At 36.5% G+C, this 20,895-nt stretch carries 17 protein-coding genes and 1 pseudogene; 11 read left to right on the forward strand and 7 right to left on the reverse strand.

Features of this window, described 5'->3' with window-relative positions; all coding sequences use genetic code 11:
* Nucleotides 1-84 precede the first annotated feature (84 nt).
* The 6 genes from BAU23_RS07825 to BAU23_RS07850 all read right to left on the reverse strand — a co-directional run bounded on the left by BAU23_RS07825 (nucleotide 85) and on the right by BAU23_RS07850 (nucleotide 6,877).
* Nucleotides 85-2,313 (reverse strand): transglutaminase TgpA family protein, encoded by a 2,229-nt coding sequence (locus BAU23_RS07825; protein ID WP_071733970.1) that lies wholly within the window; start codon nucleotides 2,311-2,313, stop codon nucleotides 85-87.
* The gene (locus BAU23_RS07830) at nucleotides 2,310-3,524 is read right to left on the reverse strand and encodes a DUF58 domain-containing protein (RefSeq protein WP_071733973.1); all 1,215 of its coding nucleotides are present in this window, start codon (nucleotides 3,522-3,524) and stop codon (nucleotides 2,310-2,312) included. The genes BAU23_RS07825 and BAU23_RS07830 overlap by 4 nt, the downstream gene beginning before the upstream one ends.
* Nucleotides 3,524-4,486 (reverse strand): AAA family ATPase, encoded by a 963-nt coding sequence (locus BAU23_RS07835; protein WP_071733975.1) that lies wholly within the window; start codon nucleotides 4,484-4,486, stop codon nucleotides 3,524-3,526. The genes BAU23_RS07830 and BAU23_RS07835 overlap by 1 nt, the downstream gene beginning before the upstream one ends.
* A gap of 627 nt (nucleotides 4,487-5,113) precedes the next feature.
* A complete protein-coding gene (locus BAU23_RS07840; RefSeq protein ID WP_000066138.1) occupies nucleotides 5,114-5,332 on the reverse strand; it encodes a hypothetical protein in 219 nt (72 codons plus the stop codon).
* A gap of 27 nt (nucleotides 5,333-5,359) precedes the next feature.
* Nucleotides 5,360-5,860: a hypothetical protein gene (locus tag BAU23_RS07845; RefSeq protein ID WP_071733977.1), complete on the reverse strand. Its 501-nt coding sequence runs from the start codon at nucleotides 5,858-5,860 to the stop codon at nucleotides 5,360-5,362.
* 18 nt (nucleotides 5,861-5,878) lie between these two features.
* Nucleotides 5,879-6,877, reverse strand: coding sequence for a WXG100 family type VII secretion target (locus BAU23_RS07850; RefSeq protein ID WP_000249904.1), 999 nt, complete (start codon nucleotides 6,875-6,877; stop codon nucleotides 5,879-5,881).
* Between the two features lie 410 nt (nucleotides 6,878-7,287).
* On the opposite strand from BAU23_RS07850, the pseudogene BAU23_RS28935 reads away from it, so the two are divergent.
* From BAU23_RS28935 to narI, 5 genes and pseudogenes are all read left to right on the forward strand, one after another.
* A pseudogene (locus BAU23_RS28935) lies at nucleotides 7,288-7,606 on the forward strand (hypothetical protein); the annotation flags it as partial.
* A gap of 409 nt (nucleotides 7,607-8,015) precedes the next feature.
* Nucleotides 8,016-11,699 carry a nitrate reductase subunit alpha gene (locus BAU23_RS07860; RefSeq protein ID WP_016129252.1) on the forward strand — a complete coding sequence of 1,228 codons (3,684 nt, stop codon included), beginning with the start codon at nucleotides 8,016-8,018 and terminating at the stop codon, nucleotides 11,697-11,699.
* Nucleotides 11,689-13,164, forward strand: a complete 1,476-nt coding sequence (narH, locus tag BAU23_RS07865; RefSeq protein WP_016129253.1) for a nitrate reductase subunit beta — start codon at nucleotides 11,689-11,691, stop codon at nucleotides 13,162-13,164. The genes BAU23_RS07860 and narH overlap by 11 nt, the downstream gene beginning before the upstream one ends.
* 19 nt (nucleotides 13,165-13,183) lie before the next feature.
* Nucleotides 13,184-13,714, forward strand: coding sequence for a nitrate reductase molybdenum cofactor assembly chaperone (narJ, locus tag BAU23_RS07870; protein ID WP_071733979.1), 531 nt, complete (start codon nucleotides 13,184-13,186; stop codon nucleotides 13,712-13,714).
* A 17-nt stretch (nucleotides 13,715-13,731) separates the two neighbouring features.
* On the forward strand, nucleotides 13,732-14,421 hold the full coding sequence (narI, locus tag BAU23_RS07875; protein ID WP_000969206.1) for a respiratory nitrate reductase subunit gamma: 690 nt from the start codon (nucleotides 13,732-13,734) through the stop codon (nucleotides 14,419-14,421).
* An 81-nt stretch (nucleotides 14,422-14,502) separates the two neighbouring features.
* Here narI and BAU23_RS07880 read toward each other — a convergent pair whose 3' ends face one another.
* Nucleotides 14,503-15,195, reverse strand: a complete 693-nt coding sequence (locus BAU23_RS07880) for a Crp/Fnr family transcriptional regulator (RefSeq protein WP_000013861.1) — start codon at nucleotides 15,193-15,195, stop codon at nucleotides 14,503-14,505.
* 278 nt (nucleotides 15,196-15,473) lie between these two features.
* On the opposite strand from BAU23_RS07880, the gene moaA reads away from it, so the two are divergent.
* The 6 genes from moaA to narK all read left to right on the forward strand — a co-directional run bounded on the left by moaA (nucleotide 15,474) and on the right by narK (nucleotide 20,846).
* Entirely contained in the window at nucleotides 15,474-16,487 is a 1,014-nt protein-coding gene (gene moaA, locus BAU23_RS07885; protein ID WP_071733981.1) for a GTP 3',8-cyclase MoaA, read from the forward strand.
* A gap of 17 nt (nucleotides 16,488-16,504) precedes the next feature.
* Nucleotides 16,505-17,518, forward strand: coding sequence for a molybdopterin-synthase adenylyltransferase MoeB (locus BAU23_RS07890; protein ID WP_071733983.1), 1,014 nt, complete (start codon nucleotides 16,505-16,507; stop codon nucleotides 17,516-17,518).
* A 43-nt stretch (nucleotides 17,519-17,561) separates the two neighbouring features.
* Nucleotides 17,562-18,851 carry a molybdopterin molybdotransferase MoeA gene (locus tag BAU23_RS07895; protein WP_071733985.1) on the forward strand — a complete coding sequence of 430 codons (1,290 nt, stop codon included), beginning with the start codon at nucleotides 17,562-17,564 and terminating at the stop codon, nucleotides 18,849-18,851.
* Between the two features lie 44 nt (nucleotides 18,852-18,895).
* Nucleotides 18,896-19,366, forward strand: coding sequence for a molybdenum cofactor biosynthesis protein MoaE (locus tag BAU23_RS07900; protein WP_000149981.1), 471 nt, complete (start codon nucleotides 18,896-18,898; stop codon nucleotides 19,364-19,366).
* Entirely contained in the window at nucleotides 19,363-19,596 is a 234-nt protein-coding gene (gene moaD, locus BAU23_RS07905; protein ID WP_000573671.1) for a molybdopterin converting factor subunit 1, read from the forward strand. Before BAU23_RS07900 ends, moaD begins: the two co-directional genes overlap by 4 nt.
* A gap of 80 nt (nucleotides 19,597-19,676) precedes the next feature.
* Entirely contained in the window at nucleotides 19,677-20,846 is a 1,170-nt protein-coding gene (gene narK, locus BAU23_RS07910; RefSeq protein ID WP_002031603.1) for a nitrate transporter NarK, read from the forward strand.
* Nucleotides 20,847-20,895: the final 49 nt, after the last annotated feature.

Raw genomic sequence — 20,895 nt, forward strand, 5'->3', positions numbered from 1 at the left:
TATCTTTTATTATGTTTATTAAATAACACCTCAAAGAACAAAGTAGTTCTTTGAGGTGTTTTCTTTAAACTCACATAATCAAGATTAAATCACTCTATCGTAGTCATTTGATTTAGGCAGAGAAGCTGCTTTTTTCATAAGCACTTCCCATAAGTGTACGGATGTCTTCCATTCGGCGGCGGCCTGTTCCTTTTGATACATAGCGTTCTCATAACTGAAAGTAAGTTGTTGCATATCAGCCGAGTTGTAAAGTGTATCGATGTGAAGAGCGTATTCTCGGAATGTTTGACTTTCACCCCGCGGTATGCCGATTCTCGCAAATTGTTTTAAAAGTGCACCGTAAGCTTTTCTATAAACAGCATCATCTTTTCGATATTTATAGAAAAGAATAATAAAAAATGTAATCCATTTCATTCTTGTGGTGAAGAGAATGTATCCTATGATACTAATCGGTATCGCAGAGAGGAATACGTACCACCAAGAAAAATCATTTTTAGAATTTGTGATCTTTTTAGTAGAGGCTTCTTCTGTATCTTCTATTAAACTTTTGAGCTTCGCTTCATTGTTTCTTTGGTGCATTTGCTCGTTTTGAGAATTAGTTTCTTCGCTATTTTGAAAAGTAGGAGCAGGAGTATTATTTGTAAAATTATAGGGATTGGTAAATCCTTTTGTTGGTTCGAATGGAATCCATCCGTATCCAGGAAAATATACTTCGACCCAAGAGTGTGCGTTATTGTTTTCGATTTTATAAACATTCTCACCTTCTGTACTAACAAGTGTATTCTCAAGAGTTCCTTCTGTATAGCCTTTTACCCATCGAGCGGGAATCCCGGCAGAACGAAGTAACACGATCATAGACGTCGAAAAATTATTACAGTAGCCGCTTTTTGTATCGAAAAGGAATTGATCTACATAATCTTGGTTTTTGGCAGGAATCATCACATCCGTTGTTTCGTATACAAAAGAATGGTCTGTGAAGTAATTTTCAATAGCTAATACTTTATCATATCGGTTGTCTTTATCATTTGTAAGATTAACAGCTAAGTCTCTTACTCGCTGCGGTAATGATTCGGGAAGTTGTGTGTACTTTGTCATGAAATAAGAATTTGATTCTTGACCTTCATTCGTTTTTGTTGCTTTCAAGTTTTCTATGGAAAACTCCGGGATCTCATATGTTACTTTATATGAATTTAAAGTAGTAGAAGAGTCTCCGTGCATCGTATAGATTTTTTCTGAAAATGGGTCAACGCTGTATGATACATCAGAAGAAGCCTCAACTGATACTAATCCTGTTGGATAGGTAAGGTGAGAATAACTTTTTTGCATGGTGATTGTTGCTTTGGCTGTTTCTGTTTTTGTATTTTTTTCGTACCAACTCACGACGTCGTTTTTATTTTTAAAAGAAACCTTTTTCGGATTTTCAGAAACCTCCCAGCCTTTTCCTGTATAAAAATCTTTTGTTTCTACTCTCCAATATTGTTTGTTTTGCGTTTGTGCTGTAAAAACAATTGTATTATCCGCCTTAAAAGGACCACCTAATTGCGAGTCATCTAAACCATACCCAATTTTAGAAACTTCTTGTTCTTTACTTGCTTCGGATGTGTTGAATTTTAAAAAATCCATTGGGTTTGGCCATTGAGGGCCAAATTTTGGAGCGAAGTATGCGATAGTTGCTGACAATACAATAAATATTGTAAGAGGTCTAAGTAATTTTGAGATTACTCTAGCATAATTTTGTAAGTGTTCCATCTCTTTTATTCGTTCTATTTGAAGAAGACTAAGCATAAAAAAGCCGATGACAACAGTACGAATAATAGCGTAGTTTGCATTGTATAAATGTAAGTTATGAAAAGTTATGATATAAATAATAGTCAATATAAGAAATAACAACCCGCGTTTTTTATGAATCATCCAAAAAAAGATGAAAGAACTCAAAAACCAAAATGATAAAAAAAATAAAAGTGTTGGAAAAACTGGAGAAATATCTAGCAAATTCCCTTGAAATAACAGGGAGGAATTTCGAGAAATATCAGAAAAAAATTTCGTTAGCCAAGATGGATTTATAAAAGCATTTTTATAATACAGGAAATGAATGATGAATAAGATCGTGACGATCTTTATTGGAATTTGCCACCTTGTTTGAAAAAAAGAGAGAGTGAAGCAAATTCCTATAAATATTACAAAAATATCTAATCTACCTACGTTTGTAATACCTATAAGGGGTCTTAGCCATTCTAGTAAAAGTAGAAGTGCACATACATGCATGAAGAATCTGCTCATATCCCATTTGTATTTTGTTCGTAATGTTATCATTTGCTCACCTCAAAAAACACGTTTGTATACCGGTTCCCATAAACCACATTTACAAATATTTTTCGTTTTTGTAGAGTTTCTAGAATACTTAGTTCTCGATGTGAGAGTTGATTTGCTTTTTCTTTCACGACAAACACCATTAATTTTCTGTTTTTTATAGCAGCAAAGTCAGCCGCCTTTTGAATATCGGGAGAAAGATCGCTTGTTACGAGTATAATCGTTACGGGCTCATAAATTTTTCTTAATTCTATTTCTACACTCCGAGAGAGCGGGAATACACAGTCCGCTTGTACTTTCGCTAAATGACAAAAGATTTGATGCAACTGACTATCTCCATTGTCTAAAGGGAAAAAAGTTTGTTCTTTTCCGACAGACACGAATGACGCTGGTGAATTTTGCTTCAATACAGCCCTTACAATAGAGGCGGAAAATGTTACGACTGATTCGAATAGAGGGGATGGGGTTCTGTCCATGAATATCATAATATTATGGCTGCGCTGTTGTTCAAATTCTTTCGTCATAATGTTGTTTGTTCGTGCAGTTGCTTTCCAATCAATCCATGAAAAGCGATCACCAGGCTTATATTCTCTGACACCGACAGAAATTGTAGAGTCCTTTGCTAAATTTATATTTGCTGAAAGCGCTCCTTGTTCGAAATGATTTTCTAATTGTCGATACGCTATATCTACATACTGGGGATAGACTAAAAATGTATCTGGAACTGAAAAAGTTACTTCTTTCTCCATCATACCGAATAAATCGCCAGTTTTGACACGTACGCTTGAAAAAGTGTGCTCTCCTCTAGGGATTGTGTCAATAGCATATTGAAACGAAATATTCCGTTTTAATCCTGGAAAGAGTATTACATTATTCACCGTCGTTTGTCTACAATTTGTAAATTGTGATGGCAGTTCATCTTCTATAACTAAATAAAGTAAGGGGAAAGGAAATCTTCTTTTTATTGTAATCGTGCTTGAAAATTGTTCTCCTGCTGCATATTCATCTTGGTTTGTTATTCGTTTTACTTCAGCGTCCCGTAAAGCGTAGAAGGGAAGTAGTAGTGAATAAAGGCCAATAGGAATCGTACTGTAAAACAAAAACCAACTTACAAATCCTCCTTGAAGCATAGCGTATACAAATGTTAAGACTAGGCATAAAGGTATTAGCAATAACTTGGTAACGTGATATAGCGCCCGTAGTAGTTGTTTCATCAAAGGTTTTTCGTCCTTTGAGTCGGCACGGTAGTTCGTGCAACGATTTTGGCGATAACTTGTTCTCCTGTTATTCCTTCAAATCTTGCTTCCATTTTTAGAATGAGTCTGTGAGCTAACACGTAAGGAGCTAAAAATTTAACATCGTCTGGAATAACATAATTTCTACCATGGATGAATGCATAAGCTTGTGAAGCTTTCATTAAAGCAATTGAGCCGCGTGGACTTGCACCTAGCTGTATAGAACTATAAGAACGGGTCTGACTAACAAGCTTTACAATGTAATGTTTGATTGCTTTGTCCATGCTTATATCCCGTACGCTTTGTTGTAAATAAAGTAATTCTTTTATTGTAGTAATAGCTTGTAAATGAGAGAGTGGATTTGTTTTTTCCATCCGGTTTAAAATTTCAAATTCTTCTTCTGGTGTAGGATATCCCATTTTTAGCTTCAACAAGAAACGATCGAGCTGAGCTTCTGGTAAAGGATATGTTCCCTCATATTCGACCGGATTTTGTGTAGCCATTACAAAGAAAGGTTTTGGTAACGATCTTGTAATGCCATCTATTGTGATAGTGCCTTCTTCCATACTTTCAAGTAAGGCAGATTGTGTCTTTGGAGATGTACGATTAATTTCATCAGCAAGTATAAAATTCCCCATGATTGGTCCAGGCTTGAACTCAAATTGGAGCTCTTTTGGATTGTAAATAGAAACACCTGTTACATCTGACGGCAGTAAATCAGGTGTGAATTGAATGCGCTTGTAATCGGCATCAATCGATTTAGAAAGAGCACGTACTAACATTGTTTTCCCAACGCCAGGAACATCTTCTAATAGTACATGACCTTCAGCTAAGAGAGCTGTCAAAGCTAAGATCGTTTCTTTTCGTTTTCCGACCATTAATTTTTCAATATTGGTGATTATTTTTTCTACAAGGGGATGTAATGAATCAAGCTGGTGCATCGTAATCCTCCTAATGTTATTATCGTTTTTTAATCTATTGAGTGGAAAATAGAATGTATCCATCTAATTGCGGGCAGTAAAGATTTTATCTTTAATTCTAAGAATATTCAGATTATTTATTCTGATTACATCTAGTATAATTGTTTCCGTAACTTTGGGCAATATGGTAAATAATGATTTGTAGTTTTATGTAAAATATGTCTGGATATAAAATAGTATCGTTGGAGAAAATAAATTCCTTATTAAATCAGAGTCATCCTTCGATAACGTTAAGATCCATTGGAATTACTGGAGAACAAATCGAAGACAAATTAAAAACGTTCAAAATATAGTCGGTATAGATACCGGCTTTTTTCTTTAAGGGCGGAGGAGATATTCGGAATTTGTATTTGCCAGGTGCCTGAAACAGCGGCGCAAAATTTAAAATTTTAGGGTTTGAAGTCGAGAGTATATTCGTTGTATTTTGAACTCCTTTCATTTTTAAAAAAATAATAACGAAGACTAACGCCTTTTATATTAGTAGTAGCCTTCGTTATTATTTATTATGATATATATTTGTGCTTTATTTTCGTTACACCTTACCTCATTATTTAGATTAAGTATTTAATTTTTTGTAGTTAGTATTTATCATTTATTAATTTTATTAATGATATTATTTATCCCCTCAAATAGTGCATCTTTGACTACTTCAGTATAATTACTATAATTATCATTTTTGTCGATTATTATATCCATGACTTGCTTTAACTTTCCATCAACTATAACTGTTAACCCTTGTAACTTTTCACCAGTCTGCTCATTTTCGAATTCCTCATTTAATATAGTTACTACATCTTTATTACTCATACTATTATCATCCTTATCCCGTTTAAATTATAGTGAAAATAGATTGTTATTAAACTCATCTATCCAATATTTTTCTGATTTAGGTATTAATTTAGTGAAATCTTCATATTTACCATTCCAATCTTTTGGTGTATATTCTTCATATGATGCTGGTTCTGGGAACATTGAATATAGTATTTTATCATCAAAGTTAATTAATAACACCGGACTAAAATCTAATAGATCTTCTCCTGCATGTTTACTTTTAATATTTTCAAGTAGTAAATAATTTAATTCCTCTTTAGTTGTGTTATATTTATTAATCCTTTGTAAAAATACTTCTACATTTTCATTGTCTAATACTTTTATTCCATTTCTTTCTTCAATTTCGTCATTATCTTCAATGCTTACACCTAAATTTTTATATGCATTATCTAACTTATTATAATCCAAAAACCATAGTTCTTTATCTGTTACATACCATCTAAATTCATTATTATATATGACGGCTACTATAATGTTTTCTGCATAAAGCGGTTCTAATATCATAATCTACTCCTTTTATTATTACTTTATAGTCCTGCCATTCTTGGCGTATTCTTCTATCCATTCAATCCAAGGTGCTGGCAATTCATAAGAATTTCCTGGCGTTGTTGGGTCAACTATTTTCGGTGCAGTTCCTCCTTGATTTAGGGGGTTTGATTTATATCCTTTTTGAGGTATTGCATTTTCATTTATAAAATCATCTAACGATTTAGGTATATCAAATTCAACTATCTCTGCATTACTTCCTCTTTTATTTAAGAAATATTTTGCATGCTCATCATTACCTGTACTTACATTTAAATTAGCTTTCTTATTAGGTATTTCTACATTACTATTTTCATCTACAGTTATCCTAGTTCTACTTGCATTTGGAGGTGTTCCACCTTGAACACGTCTATAAGTGACCATTTCCTCTTCAGCTTGTGTAATTCTCTTAGTTGCCTTAGAAGCTTCAGTCGCTCTATCAGCATTCTTAATACCCTCTAACGCATTAGTAGTCATCTTCACGCCTTTTCCGACTTTAGCAAGTTTTCCAAAAGGTGTGAGTCCAGCTACCGCCATTCCTCCAGCAAATATTCTATCCCAAGTGGAAAGCTTTTCACCGGTAGAGGGATCAATGCCATCCCAAGCACGTCTAATATCGTATTCACCTGTCAATTCACCTGCTATATCTCTAGCTAGTTTTTTTTCATCAAAACTTTTCTCTTCCATTGATACTTTACCACACATTGCACCCTCTGCCTTTGCTACATCCTGATTATCTGTATTGCGAAATTTCTCAGCAATTCTCTTTAATTCTTCTTCAATATGTGAGATTGCATTGGTAGCTGTAAACACAGAAGGTCTTGCGTTATTGAACACTTGAACGAAATTTTGATTAGATGCGCCTGCCCACTGATAACACATGTAATCAATTTGATCGCATAAATTTTTATGTATAGATTCTAACATGTGTTTTGTATCATTTGCCCGTTTTGCAACTTGTTCTAATTCCTCAGGTGTTACCTTAATCTGAACCATATTTATCCTCCCATCCCCGATTAAATTATGAACCGTGAGGATAAATATGTAAATACCTAAATGAGGAAATATCAGTATATTCGCTATGTTATTAACGTAATAATTCTTTTTTGTACTACTACCATCTTCACATAAATACCACTGAATTCCTAGACAATTGAGTAATGTAATACGAAACATTTTTAAATCAATGAGGGGACATACAAGGAAGAAATAGAGTAGTAGCTTTCGGTGACGAAAAAGCGCAGAGGGATCTACGTGATAAGATTGTAAACATAAATCATACGTCTTATGATTTAAATTTATTAGTTAATAGTATGATTAATTACATACTTAGTCACTATTTTGATCACAATTCTATTAAAATACCGCTTTCATCTTCTAGCGAACAATTTGTCTAAGATACGTCTTTATTTGATAAATATAAAGAATAAGAGTTAGAAATACTCGGTTTCACTTGTAATCAATTTGGAGGGCAAGAATCTGGTACGGAAGCTTATATTACAATCTTTTGTGGACTGAACTATGGTGTTCATCCACTGTATACATACATGATGGAACAAGCACCGGTTTTACTTGTCATGAAAGCAGTAAAATGGAAATTTACGAAGTTTTTAATTGGAAGGAATGGGGAAAGTGATAGGAAGTTTCGTACCACAGACAAAGCCAGTTGATTTCTATCATATTGCGAACCGCTTCACTATAATTTCATTCGTAGATGACTTTTGAAAGATAATAATTTTCATTGGAAAAAGGAAATGAGTATAACAAACGTATCCTTTGAGCATTCAATATTAGTAGGTGAAATTAGAATAATTAGAAGAAGGTGCTGAATAGAACGTGAGAAAAGAGTCTACCAAAAAAGCATAAAAAACTTCTCAATATACTTATAAAGAAAAACGTAGGAATGTCTCCTGCGTTTTTTCTTTTGCAAAATAGTCGATACCCCAAAATACTATTCTCCTAATAATTAAGATTAACCATAAATCTTCACAACGGAACAAAGGATTTTCTCACAAACTTATTTTCTACTGAATTTTTGACAATCTCTTGAACTGTGCGAAATGTCACATCTGTATTTTATAACCTCTTTTATAGTAAGGGTATGTAAGAGAGACGTATTAAAGGAGTGAACATTATGAAGAAGAAACCTTCAGCACTAATGAGACGTTTAAAATATTTTTCACCAATAGATCGTTATAACGATAATCATACACAAGAAACATATGAAGATCGCGAATGGGAGAATGTGTACAGAAAGCGTTGGCAGCATGATAAAGTAATTCGTTCTACACACGGCGTGAACTGTACTGGTTCATGTAGCTGGAATATATATGTGAAGGATGGAATTGTAACTTGGGAAGGACAGGAGCTTAACTATCCGACTACAGGTCCTGATATGCCTGATTTTGAACCACGAGGATGCCCACGTGGAGCAAGTTTTTCTTGGTACATTTATAGCCCGCTTCGTGTGAAATATCCATACGTACGTGGTGTTCTTTGGAATATGTGGCAAGAAGAACTACAAAATAACGAGTCACCATTAGACGCTTGGAAAAGTATTGTGGAAAACCCTGAAAAGGCACGTACGTATAAGCAGGCGCGTGGTAAAGGGGGATTCATTCGTGCGAATTGGGATGAAGTGTTACAACTCGTTTCAGCGTCTTTACTTTACACAGTAATAAAATACGGTCCAGATCGAAATGTTGGTTTCTCACCAATTCCAGCTATGTCGATGTTAAGTCATGCAGCTGGTAGTCGCTTTATGCAACTTATGGGTGGACCGATGCTTAGTTTTTATGATTGGTACGCAGATTTACCACCAGCTTCTCCGCAAATTTGGGGCGATCAAACAGATGTACCAGAAAGTAGTGATTGGTATAACTCGGGTTACATTATGACGTGGGGTTCAAATGTACCGATGACGAGAACTCCAGATGCACACTTTTTAGCAGAGGTTCGATATAAAGGAACGAAAGTCGTTTCTGTTAGTCCTGACTTCGCTGAATCTACAAAGTTTGCGGATGATTGGATTAGTGTGAAACAAGGTACAGATGGTGCACTTGCGATGGCAATGGGGCACGTAATCTTACAAGAATTTTACGTAGATAATCAAGTGGAGTACTTCACAAAGTATGCGAAGCAATATACTGATTTTCCTTTCTTCGTTACATTGAAACAAAAAGGGGATCAATTCGTTGCTGATCGTTTCTTCAACGCTTCTGATATTGGACGCGAAACGAAGTTAGGAGAATGGAAACCTGTTCTTTGGAACGAGAACACGAACGATTTTGCAACACCTCACGGCACAATGGGATCACGTTGGGATAACGAAAAGAAATGGAACTTACGTTTAGAAGATGAAGAAACAGGTGAAAAGATTAATCCGCGTCTTTCTTTACTTGGAATGGAAGATAGTGTTGAAACGGTGCAAATTCCGTACTTCTCTGATGATGGAAATACAATATTAGAACGTACAATTCCAGTGAAAAAGGTTATGACAGAAGAAGGTGAAGTGTTCGTTACAACTGTATACGACTTAACATTAGCAAATTATGGCGTGAACCGAGGGCTTGGCGGGCAAGAGCCGAAAGACTTCAATGATGACGTACCGTTTACACCTGCATGGCAAGAAAAAATGACAGGGGTGAAACGAGAGCTTATTATTCAAATCGCTCGTGAGTTCGCACAAAATGCTGTTGATACGAATGGTCGCTCAATGATTATAATGGGAGCTGGTATTAACCATTGGTTTAACTCTGATACGATTTATCGCGCCGTTTTAAATCTTGTACTTCTCGTTGGGGCACAAGGTGTAAACGGAGGTGGTTGGGCGCATTACGTTGGTCAAGAAAAATTACGACCAGCAGAAGGATGGCAAACAATTGCGATGGCAAAAGATTGGCAAGGGCCACCGAAATTACAAAACGGTACATCTTTCTTCTATTTCGTAACAGATCAATGGCGCTATGAAGATACACCAGTTGGACATTTGGCATCACCAGTTGAGGGTAAATCACGTTATCAACATCACGGTGATTACAATGTATTAGCAGCAAGACTTGGCTGGTTACCTTCGTATCCGACATTCGAGAAAAATGGGATTGAATTATATAAAGAAGCTGTTGCTGCTGGTGCAACAACGCAAGAAGAAATCGGAAAATACGTTGCGCAAAAACTAAAAGAAAAAGAACTGAAATTTGCAATTGAAGATCCTGATAATAAAAATAACTTCCCGCGCAACTTATTCGTATGGCGTGCAAATTTAATTTCAAGTTCTGGTAAAGGCCACGAATATTTCTTAAAGCATTTGTTAGGTACAACGAACGGATTAATGAATGATGATAGTGATTCGTTACGACCAGAAGAAATTAAGTGGCATGAAGAAGCACCAGAAGGGAAGCTTGATTTACTTATTAATTTAGATTTCCGTATGGCTGGAACAGCGCTTTATTCTGATATCGTCTTACCTGCTTCAACTTGGTATGAAAAGCATGATTTAAGTAGTACAGATATGCATCCATTTGTACATCCGTTTAATCCAGCAATCGGTTCGCCGTGGGAAGCGCGCTCTGACTGGGATATTTTCACCTCTCTTTCTAAAGCTGTGTCAGATTTAGCGAAGAAAATCGATCTTGAGCCAATGAAAGAAGTTGTTGCAACACCACTTCTTCATGATACACCGCAAGAATTAGCGCAACCACTTGGCAAGATTAAAGACTGGAGCAAAGGTGAGTGTGAACCGATCCCAGGGAAAACAATGCCGCAAATTCATGTTGTCGAAAGGGATTATAAAACGATTTATGACAAGATGACAGCGCTTGGACCAAATACTGGAAAACAACCAATTGGTACGAAAGGGATTTCTTGGTCTGCAGAAAAAGAATATGAGCAATTAAAGAGCCGATTAGGAGTTGTTCGAACGGATTCTATTGCGAAGGGGTGCCCAGATATAAAAGAAGCAATTAATGCTGCTGAAGCGGTATTAACACTTTCTTCTACAACAAACGGTCATATGGCTGTAAAAGCATGGGAAGCGCTTGAAAAACAAACGGATTTAAAACTACGTGACTTAGCAGAAGAACGTGAAGAAGAATGCTTCACATTTGAACAAATTACAGCGCAGCCGAAAACAGTAATTACTTCTCCGGCCTTTACGGGTTCTGAAAAAGGTGGACGCCGTTACTCACCATTTACAACAAATGTTGAACGTCTCATCCCTTGGAGAACGATAACTGGTCGACAATCTTTCTACTTAGATCACGACATGATGAAAGAATTTGGTGAAACGATGGCAACATTTAAACCAATTCTGCAACATAAACCGTTCCGTAAATCACGTCCCGAAGTAGAAGGAAAAGAAATTACACTAAACTATTTAACACCGCATAATAAGTGGTCGATTCATAGTATGTATTTCGATTCATTACCGATGTTAACGCTGTTTAGAGGTGGTCCGACTGTTTGGATGAATAAAGATGATGCGAATGAAGCTGGTGTTGCTGATAATGATTGGATTGAATGTTTTAACCGTAACGGCGTAGTCGTAGCACGTGCTGTTGTAACGCACCGTATACCGAGAGGAATGGCATTTATGCACCATGCGCAAGATCGTCACATTAACGTACCTGGTACGAAATTAACAAGCACCCGCGGGGGAACGCATAATAGTCCAACCCGTATTCATGTGAAACCAACACATATGATTGGTGGATATGGCCAATTAAGCTATGGATTTAACTACTATGGTCCGACTGGTAATCAGCGTGACTTAAATGTCGTAATCCGTAAACTGAAGGAGGTAGATTGGCTTGAAGATTAAAGCACAAGTCGGAATGGTAATGAACCTAGATAAATGCATCGGCTGCCATACTTGTAGTGTAACGTGCAAAAACACCTGGACAAATCGTCCAGGTGCTGAATATATGTATTTCAATAACGTAGAAACGAAACCGGGAATTGGTTATCCGAAGCAATGGGAAGATCAGGAGAAATATAAAGGCGGCTGGGAATTGAAAAATGGTGAAATTCAGCTGAAGTCCGGTTCGAAAATGAAGCGTCTTATGAATATTTTCCACAATCCAGATCAACCAACAATTGATGATTACTTTGAACCTTGGAATTATGATTATGAAACATTAACAAATAGTCCACAGCGTAAGCATCAGCCAGTTGCTCGTCCGAAATCAGCAATTACAGGCGAATTTATCGATAAAATTGAATGGGGTCCAAACTGGGAAGATGATTTAGCTGGTGGACATATAACAGGGTTACAAGACCCGAACGTAAAGAAAATGGAAGAAGAAATTAAAACGGATTTTGAAAATGTCTTTATGATGTATTTACCACGCATATGCGAACATTGTATGAATCCATCTTGTGTATCTTCTTGTCCATCCGGTGCGATGTATAAACGTGAAGAAGATGGGATTGTTCTTGTAGATCAAAACGCATGTCGTGCATGGAGATTCTGCGTATCTTCTTGTCCATATAAAAAAGTGTATTTTAACTGGCAAACGAATAAAGCTGAAAAATGCACAATGTGTTTCCCACGTATTGAAGCAGGTATGCCAACAATTTGTTCGGAAACATGTGTAGGACGTATTCGATATATTGGGGTAATGCTATATGACGCTGACAAAGTAAAAGAAGCGGCATCTGTTGAAGATGAAAAAGATTTATATGAATCTCAGCTTACTGTTTTCCTAGATCCAAATGATCCAGAAGTAGCAGCTGAAGCGAAAAAACAAGGCATTCCTGAAGAGTGGATTAAAGCAGCACAACAGTCACCAATTTATAAAATGATTATTGATTGGAAAATTGCTCTGCCTCTTCATCCGGAGTATCGTACAATGCCAATGGTTTGGTATATCCCGCCGCTTAGCCCAATTATGAACATGGTGGAGGGGAAAGGTAGTAACTGGCAAGCAGAAGAGATTTTCCCTGCTATTGATAATATGCGTATTCCAATTCAATATTTAGCGAATTTACTCACTGCAGGAGATGAATCACATATTCGACTTACATTGAAAAAAATGGCTGTTATGCGAACTCATATGAGAGCATTGCAAATTAATAAAGAACCAAATGAAGCGGTATTAAAAGAACTCGGTTTAACGAGACAGGATGTAGAAGATATGTATCGTCTTCTTGCTATCGCGAAATATAAAGATCGTTTCGTCATTCCGACATCTCACCGCGAACAAGTTGCAGATTTATATAACGAACAAGGAAGCTGTGGTTTATCTTTCCCAGGTGGCCCAGGCTCTTGCACGACAATTTCTTAAATAATGGGGGCGGAAAAATATGAAACAAAGTTTACAAACTGCTTTTTCATGTTCTTCATTCCTTCTTTCCTATCCGGAAATCGGGTGGAGAGAAGCTTTAACTGAATTGCAAGAAGAGATTGAAGCGATTGAACAGGAAGACGTTAAAGCATCACTTACAGCATTTATAAAGCAAGCGCTGGATAAAATGGATGATCAATTAATTGACTGTTACGTATATACATTCGATTTTGGTAAGAAGACAAATATGTATCTTACTTATATGAACACCGGTGAACAAAGAGAAAGAGGTATTGAGTTATTAGAGTTAAAACAGCATTATAAAAAATCTGGTTTTGAAGTAACAGATAAAGAATTACCTGATTATTTACCGCTATTGCTTGAGTTTTTTGCAAATGCAAATGAGCAAGACTGTGAACCAATTATGAGTAAATACAAGGAGAACATACAAGCATTACACGTTCAGTTAAAAGAAGCTGATAGTATGTATGAACCAATTCTTGCGGCTGTTCTACTCGCTATCGATACATGGAGTGTACAGACAAATTAGAAAGGAGAGTTGTCAAAATGATGGATCAATTTCTGTGGGTATTGTTTCCCTATATCATTTTTGCAATCTTTATCGGCGGACATATTTTTAGATACAACTATGATCAATTTGGATGGACATCAAAATCTAGCGAACTATTAGAAAAGAAAATGCTGCGAATCGGAAGTCTATTATTCCACTTTGGGATCATGTTCGTAATTGGTGGTCATGTTATGGGGATTTTAATTCCAGAGGCTGTATATCGTTCAATAGGTATTTCTGAGCATATGTATCACATAATGGCAATTAGTTTCGGGCTTCCGGCAGGTATTGCTTCTATCATCGGTTTAATTATATTAACGTACCGCCGCGTAACAGTAAAACGTATCATTGCTACGAGTACAAAGGGAGACTATATTGCGCTTATTTTATTACTTATCGTAATGTTAGCGGGACTTTCTTCAACTTTTTTAAACATCGACTCAAATGGGTTTGATTATCGTACAACAATCGGTCCGTGGTTCCGAAGTCTCTTTATTTTCCAACCGAAAGTTGAATATATGATGGAAGTACCAGTATGGTTTAAAATTCATATTATTGCAGGGCTGGGGCTATTCGCGGTATGGCCATTTACTAGACTTGTACATGTATTTAGTGCTCCAATTAAATATTTAAGCCGTAGTTATGTAATCTATAGAAGACGTATTCCTAATGAATTGAAAAAATAATTTTGTTTTATATGTCTAGTAACTTATAAGGAAAGCCGAGATCTAATTGGAGACCTCGGCTTTCCTTATAGAAATAAGATGCTAATCAATGCTACAAACAGAGGTAGAGCAATCTTCACAAGCAATTTCACATTTTAAAAATTGTAAATCATGGATTGTAATCTTTCCTTTATGAATAGAAATCGTACCTTTTTTTTTCAAATCATTTAACATTCGATTTACACTTTCACGCGAAGTTGCACAGAAATTAGCAAGTTCTTGATTCGTTAATGGTAAATCGATGAGAATACCATTTTCTTTTAACACACCGTAACTATTTGTCATTCGTATGAGAGTAGAATACAGGGCACCTTTTTTGCCGTGTAATACTAAATCTCGGAACTTCGTTTGCATTCTTCTTAAATGTTCACTAATCCATTTCATAAATTCAAATACAAGTGCGGGTTTTTGGAGTAATGCTTTTTCTAAGGTTTCACGCTTTATTACTCCTACTTCAACATCTTCAAGGCATTTTGAATTTAATAAATACTTCGCATTGTCCGTGAATAATGTTAATTCTCCAATAATGTCGTATGCCGAACAAATACGGAGTGTTAATTCTTGCCCGTCAGCACTTAGTTTACTAATTTGTACTTTTCCAGAGTGGATGATATAGAGTTCTGTTGCTTCCATACCTTCTTGAAAAATAAAACTCCCCTTTTTAATCTGCATTTTATATTCAACAGATGCAAGTAATTCCTTTAAATCTTGAGATAATGTCATACTGTTTGCCACAGCAATCACCTTTCTTCTTATAAGCAATACATTTCCTATTTTGAGTGTAAATATGCTGAAAATGCAAGAGCTATTTTAAAAATAAAGTGAAATTTCAATGACCGTAAGGAGGAGAGACTAAAGATGTGAACAAAATTCGAACGGATTTGTGAAGAATTTTTGAATGGGGAAAGTAATGTGAGAAAAGTCACATTGAATATGTAGCTTCTTTTTTATAATAAAGGCAAATAAAAAATATGAAACCTACTAAGGATTGCAGTAGAAAAGAAGGGATATAGATGCACGAGAAGATGAGGGATTCGTTAGAGCGGCCACTTCAAGATTTACGTATTTCGGTTATTGATCGTTGTAATTTTAGGTGCACATACTGTATGCCTGCTGAAGTGTTCGGGCCTGATTACGCTTTTTTACAAGAAGAGTTTTTATTAACGTTCGATGAAATAGAAAGATTAGCGAGATTATTTATAAGTATGGGAGTCAATAAAATTAGACTTACTGGCGGTGAACCGTTATTGCGTAAAGATTTACCGAAGTTAATTGCAAGGCTTGCAAAGCTAGAAGGCTTAAAGGATATTGGACTCACAACAAACGGTATTCATTTAGCAAAACAAGCTAAGGCGCTAAAAGATGCGGGATTAAAACGTGTAAATATTAGTTTAGATGCGATAGAGGATCACGTCTTCCAAAAAATTAATGGAAGAAATGTAAGTACAAAACCTGTATTAAAAGGAATTGAAGCAGCAAAGGCTGCTGGATTAGAAGTAAAAGTAAATATGGTCGTAAAAAAAGGTATGAATGATAGTCAAATTCTTCATATGGCTCGTTATTTTAAAGAACAAGAAATTCAGCTCCGTTTCATTGAGTTTATGGATGTAGGCAGTACGAACGGATGGAATTTTGAACAAGTTATTACGAAGGAACAATTAATAGAGAAGATTAATCGCGTATATCCGATTGAACCTGTTCAACCTCATTACTTTGGCGAAGTTGCGAAATTGTATCGATATGTAGGGAGCGATGCAGAAGTTGGATTTATTACTTCAGTATCTGAGTCATTTTGTTCTTCTTGTACGAGAGCTCGTATTTCGGCAGACGGCAAGTTTTTTACGTGCTTATTTGGAACAAAAGGAACGGATTTGCGAACGCTTCTTCGAGAAAATATTTCTGATGCTTCATTATTAAAAATTCTCCAACATACATGGGAGTACAGAACAGATCGGTATTCAGATGAAAGAACGGTGGAAAGTACAAATAAACGTCCAAAAGTTGAAATGTCTTACATTGGCGGATAGCGAAAGGAGGGTTCTCTATGCAAGAGCGATATGCAAGGCAAGTATTGTTTTCTGGAATTGGTGAAATGGGACAAAGAAAAATAAGAAAAAAACATGTGCTCCTAATCGGTGCGGGTGCACTTGGAACTGCGAATGCAGAAGCGCTCGTTAGGATGGGAATTGGGAAATTGACAATTGCCGATCGTGACTACGTCGAATGGAGTAATTTACAGCGGCAACAGTTATATACAGAAGAAGATGCAAAACAGTCTAAACCGAAAGTAATTGCAGCGGCAGAACATTTAAGAAAGATTAATTCTGAAGTGGAAATTGTACCAGTTGTAACGGATGTCACAATGCAAGAAATAGAAGAGTTAACGAAAGAAGTGGATCTTATATTAGATGCGACTGACAATTTCGATACGCGCCTACTTATAAATGACATTTCGCAAAAAGAAAATATACCTTGGATATACGGTGGTTGCATTGGAAGTTACGGTGTAACGTATACAATTCTTCCAGGGCAAACACCATGCTTTCGCTGCCTAATGGATCATCCTCTGGGCGGTGCAACATGCGATACAGCGGGAATCATTCAGCCGGCTGTACAAATGGTCGTTGCTCACCAAGTGACAGAAGCGATGAAAATATTGGTGAATGATTTTCAGGCGTTAAGGGGAACGATGTTATCATTTGATATTTGGAACAATCAATATCTCTCATTAAAAGTAAATAGGCAGAAGAAAAGTACATGTCCATCTTGTGGGAATGTACGCACTTACCCAAGTTTAACATTTGGATCACAGATGAAAACTGAAGTGCTATGCGGGCGGAATACAGTTCAAATCCGTCCAGGGATAAAGCGAGTTCTTAATTTAGAAGAAGTTAGAAAACGTTTACAAAGAAGCGTGAGTGTCAAAAAAAACCCATATTTACTATCGTTTCTAGTAGATGAATATCGTTTTGTTTTATTTACAGACGGTAGGGCATTTATTCATGGGACAAATGATGTGAAAATGGCAAAACGATTATACGCAAAATATATAGGATGAACAGAAAGAGAGTTTATCCTTATCAAAACGAGGTGAAAAAAGAATGCTAGAAAAACGTAAACCAATTCCAGTAGCAGAAGCAGTTGCACGCGTAATGGAGTATGCTCATCAAGGTGAAATAGAAAAGGTTTCCCTTATAGACAGCTACGGTAGAACGCTTGGAGAAGATGTTATTGCAGATCATGATGTCCCGCATTTCGATCGCTCTCCGTACGACGGGTTTGCGATTCGCGCGGAAGATACAAAAGAAGCAAATAGCAGTAACCCCATTCAGTTTGAAGTGATTGGTGAGATCGGGGCAGGTTCTGTTTTTAGAGAAGAGGTGAAAGCATTTCAAGCTGTACGTATTATGACAGGAGCCGCAATTCCCGCGGGGGGTAATGCTGTTGTTATGTTAGAGCTAACGGAAGGGTTTGAAGAAAACGAAAAGACGTATATGACATTAAAACGCTCTTTCGCTGCTGGTGATAACATTTCTTTTCAAGGAGAAGATGTAAAACAAAATGCCATACTTGTGAAAAAAGGGACTTCTATTAACCCTGGAGTAGCGGCGCTTCTTGCTACGTTTGGTTATAGTTCCGTACATGTTGTAAGGCAGCCGGTTATTGGAATTGTAACGACAGGAAGTGAACTGCTGGAAGTACATGAACAACTGAAAGAAGGGAGGATTCGAAATAGTAACTCCTATATGATAGCTGCTCAAGTTGAACGAGCGGGCGGAATTGTAAGGTATTATGGACAGTTCGTTGATGAATTAGAGACGTGTTATAACACTGTAAAAAAAGCGATGAAAGAAGTAGATATTGTAATTACAACTGGTGGCGTTTCAGTAGGAGACTATGACTATTTACCTGCTATTTATGAGAGATTACAAGCTAATGTACTTTTCAACAAAATAGCGATGCGACCAGGAAGCGTGACTACTGTAGCTGAGCTAGAAGGAAAACTATTATTCGGTCTATCTGGTAATCCTTCTGCTTGTTATGTCGGATGTGAATTATATGTTAGACCAGTTATTCGAACATATTTGCATAGAAAAGATCCGCATGTATATCGTGCAGAAGCGATTTTACAGAAAGATTTTCCGAAAGCAAACCCATTTACTCGTTTTGTAAGAGGGAGAGTGGAAATTGTAGATGGCCAATTGCAAGTTACTCCAGTTGGTTTAGATAAATCTAGTGCAATTTCTTCACTTGCAGAGGCGAATGCATGTATCGTCCTGCCGGGAGGAACGAGAGGATTTGAAGCAGGAATAATTGTTTCGGTATTATTATTGGAATCGAATATAGGAAGTGAGTGGCCGTGGAAAGAACCACTTCGATCATACAAATAATATAAAAATAGATTGCTAACTTATACAAAGATAAGAGGTGCAAAATGACACATACGTATTATGAAGTAATTGATACACCTATTTCAATTGAAGGTGTTACAAGTAAAGTAATTCGGCGTGAATGTGGTGCTGTTACTACTTTTATTGGTACTGTTAGAGAATTTACGAAAGGACGTCGTACGCTATATTTAGAGTATGTAGCTTATAAGACGATGGCGGAAAAACAACTTGAGAAGATTGGAACCGAAGTAGAAGAGAAATGGCCTGGGACATATGTGGCAATTACACATCGCATTGGTACATTACAAATTTCTGATCTTGCTGTTGTTGTCGCCGTTTCTACGCCACATCGGAAAGCAGCTTATGAAGCGAATGAATATATTATGGAACGCATAAAACAAGTTGTTCCGATTTGGAAGAAAGAGTTTTGGGAAGATGGTGAGTCATGGATAGGTGATCAGTTAGAGAAAATAGCATATGCAAATGGTGAGCCTGAAAGGGAGATGAGAACATGATTGAAGTACTATTATTTGCACATTTGCAAGAAGAAGTAAGCAAACCTGCCTTGCACATAGATTGTGAAAATATTACGGTTGCTGAACTAAAGGAAGTTCTGGTTAAGGAATATAACGTAGCAATTTCAAATGAGGTTATGGTCGCCATAAATGAAGAGTATGCAAATGAAGATGACATCATTCAAACTGGCGATATTGTAGCAATGATTCCGCCAGTAAGTGGTGGTTGATTCTTTTCAGCCTAATCATGTTAGGACGTGATTAGGCTGGAGAGAATGAATATAACTATGCATACATAGGAGGGAACAGGATGAAAAGTCCTAATTTTCAATTAAGTTTACAAACTTCTAATCTAGTTATCGGTTTTATGGTATGGGTCATTTTATCATCATTAATGCCTTATATTAAAGCGGATATTCCATTAACTGCGGGACAAATCTCTATGGTCACAGCAGTACCGGTTATTTTAGGTTCTATTCTTCGCATTCCAATTGGTTATTGGACGAATCGTTACGGAGCAAGAAAATTGTTCTTTATTAGTTTTATACTTTTATTATTCCCTGTTTTTTACATTAGTGTTGCCAATTCTATGATGGATTTAATTATTGGTGGATTATTTGTAGGGATCGGTGGTGCGGTATTCTCTGTAGGAGTAACTTCTCTACCGAAATACTTCCCGAAAGAGAGTCACGGTTTTGTAAATGGTATTTACGGTGTGGGTAACGCTGGAACAGCAATTACTTCATTTTTAGCACCTGTCATTGCGACATCAGTTGGCTGGAGAACGACAGTACAGTGTTATTTAGTTTTACTTGCAGCATTTGCACTTATGAACTTTTTATTAGGCGATCGTAAGGAAAAAAAGGTGAATACACCATTAATGGAACAAATAAAAGGTGTATATAAAAATGAAAAATTATGGTTTCTATGTATCTTTTACTTTTTAACATTTGGATCATTTGTTGCATTTACAGTATATTTACCAAACTTTTTAGTATCTCACTTCGGATTAGAGAAAGTAGATGCAGGCATGCGGACAGCTGGATTCATCGTATTAGCAACAATGATGCGCCCAATTGGTGGCTGGCTCGGGGATAAGTTTAATCCATTTAAAATATTAATCTTCGTATTTATCGGCTTAACACTATCTGGTATTGTTTTATCATTCATGCCTAGCATGAACGTGTATACGTTTGGTTGCTTACTAGTTGCATTCTGTGCAGGTATTGGAAATGGAACAATCTTTAAGCTTGTTCCAATGTACTTCTCTGAACAAGCAGGGATTGTAAATGGGGTTGTGTCAGCTTTAGGCGGACTAGGAGGGTTCTTCCCACCATTAATTTTAACGTTACTATTCCAACTAACAGGTCATTATGCAATTGGATTTATGGCATTATCAGAGGTTGCACTTGCTTGTTTAATCATTACAGTGTGGATGTATAGCCAAGAGAAGCTGTTAGTGATGTTAAAGAATCATTAATAAGGAAAAAGAACCGTCCCAAAGTATTATGGGAGGGTTCTTTTAGTAA

It is taken from the genome of Bacillus nitratireducens, from assembly GCF_001884135.1.
Taxonomy (GTDB): domain Bacteria; phylum Bacillota; class Bacilli; order Bacillales; family Bacillaceae_G; genus Bacillus_A; species Bacillus_A nitratireducens.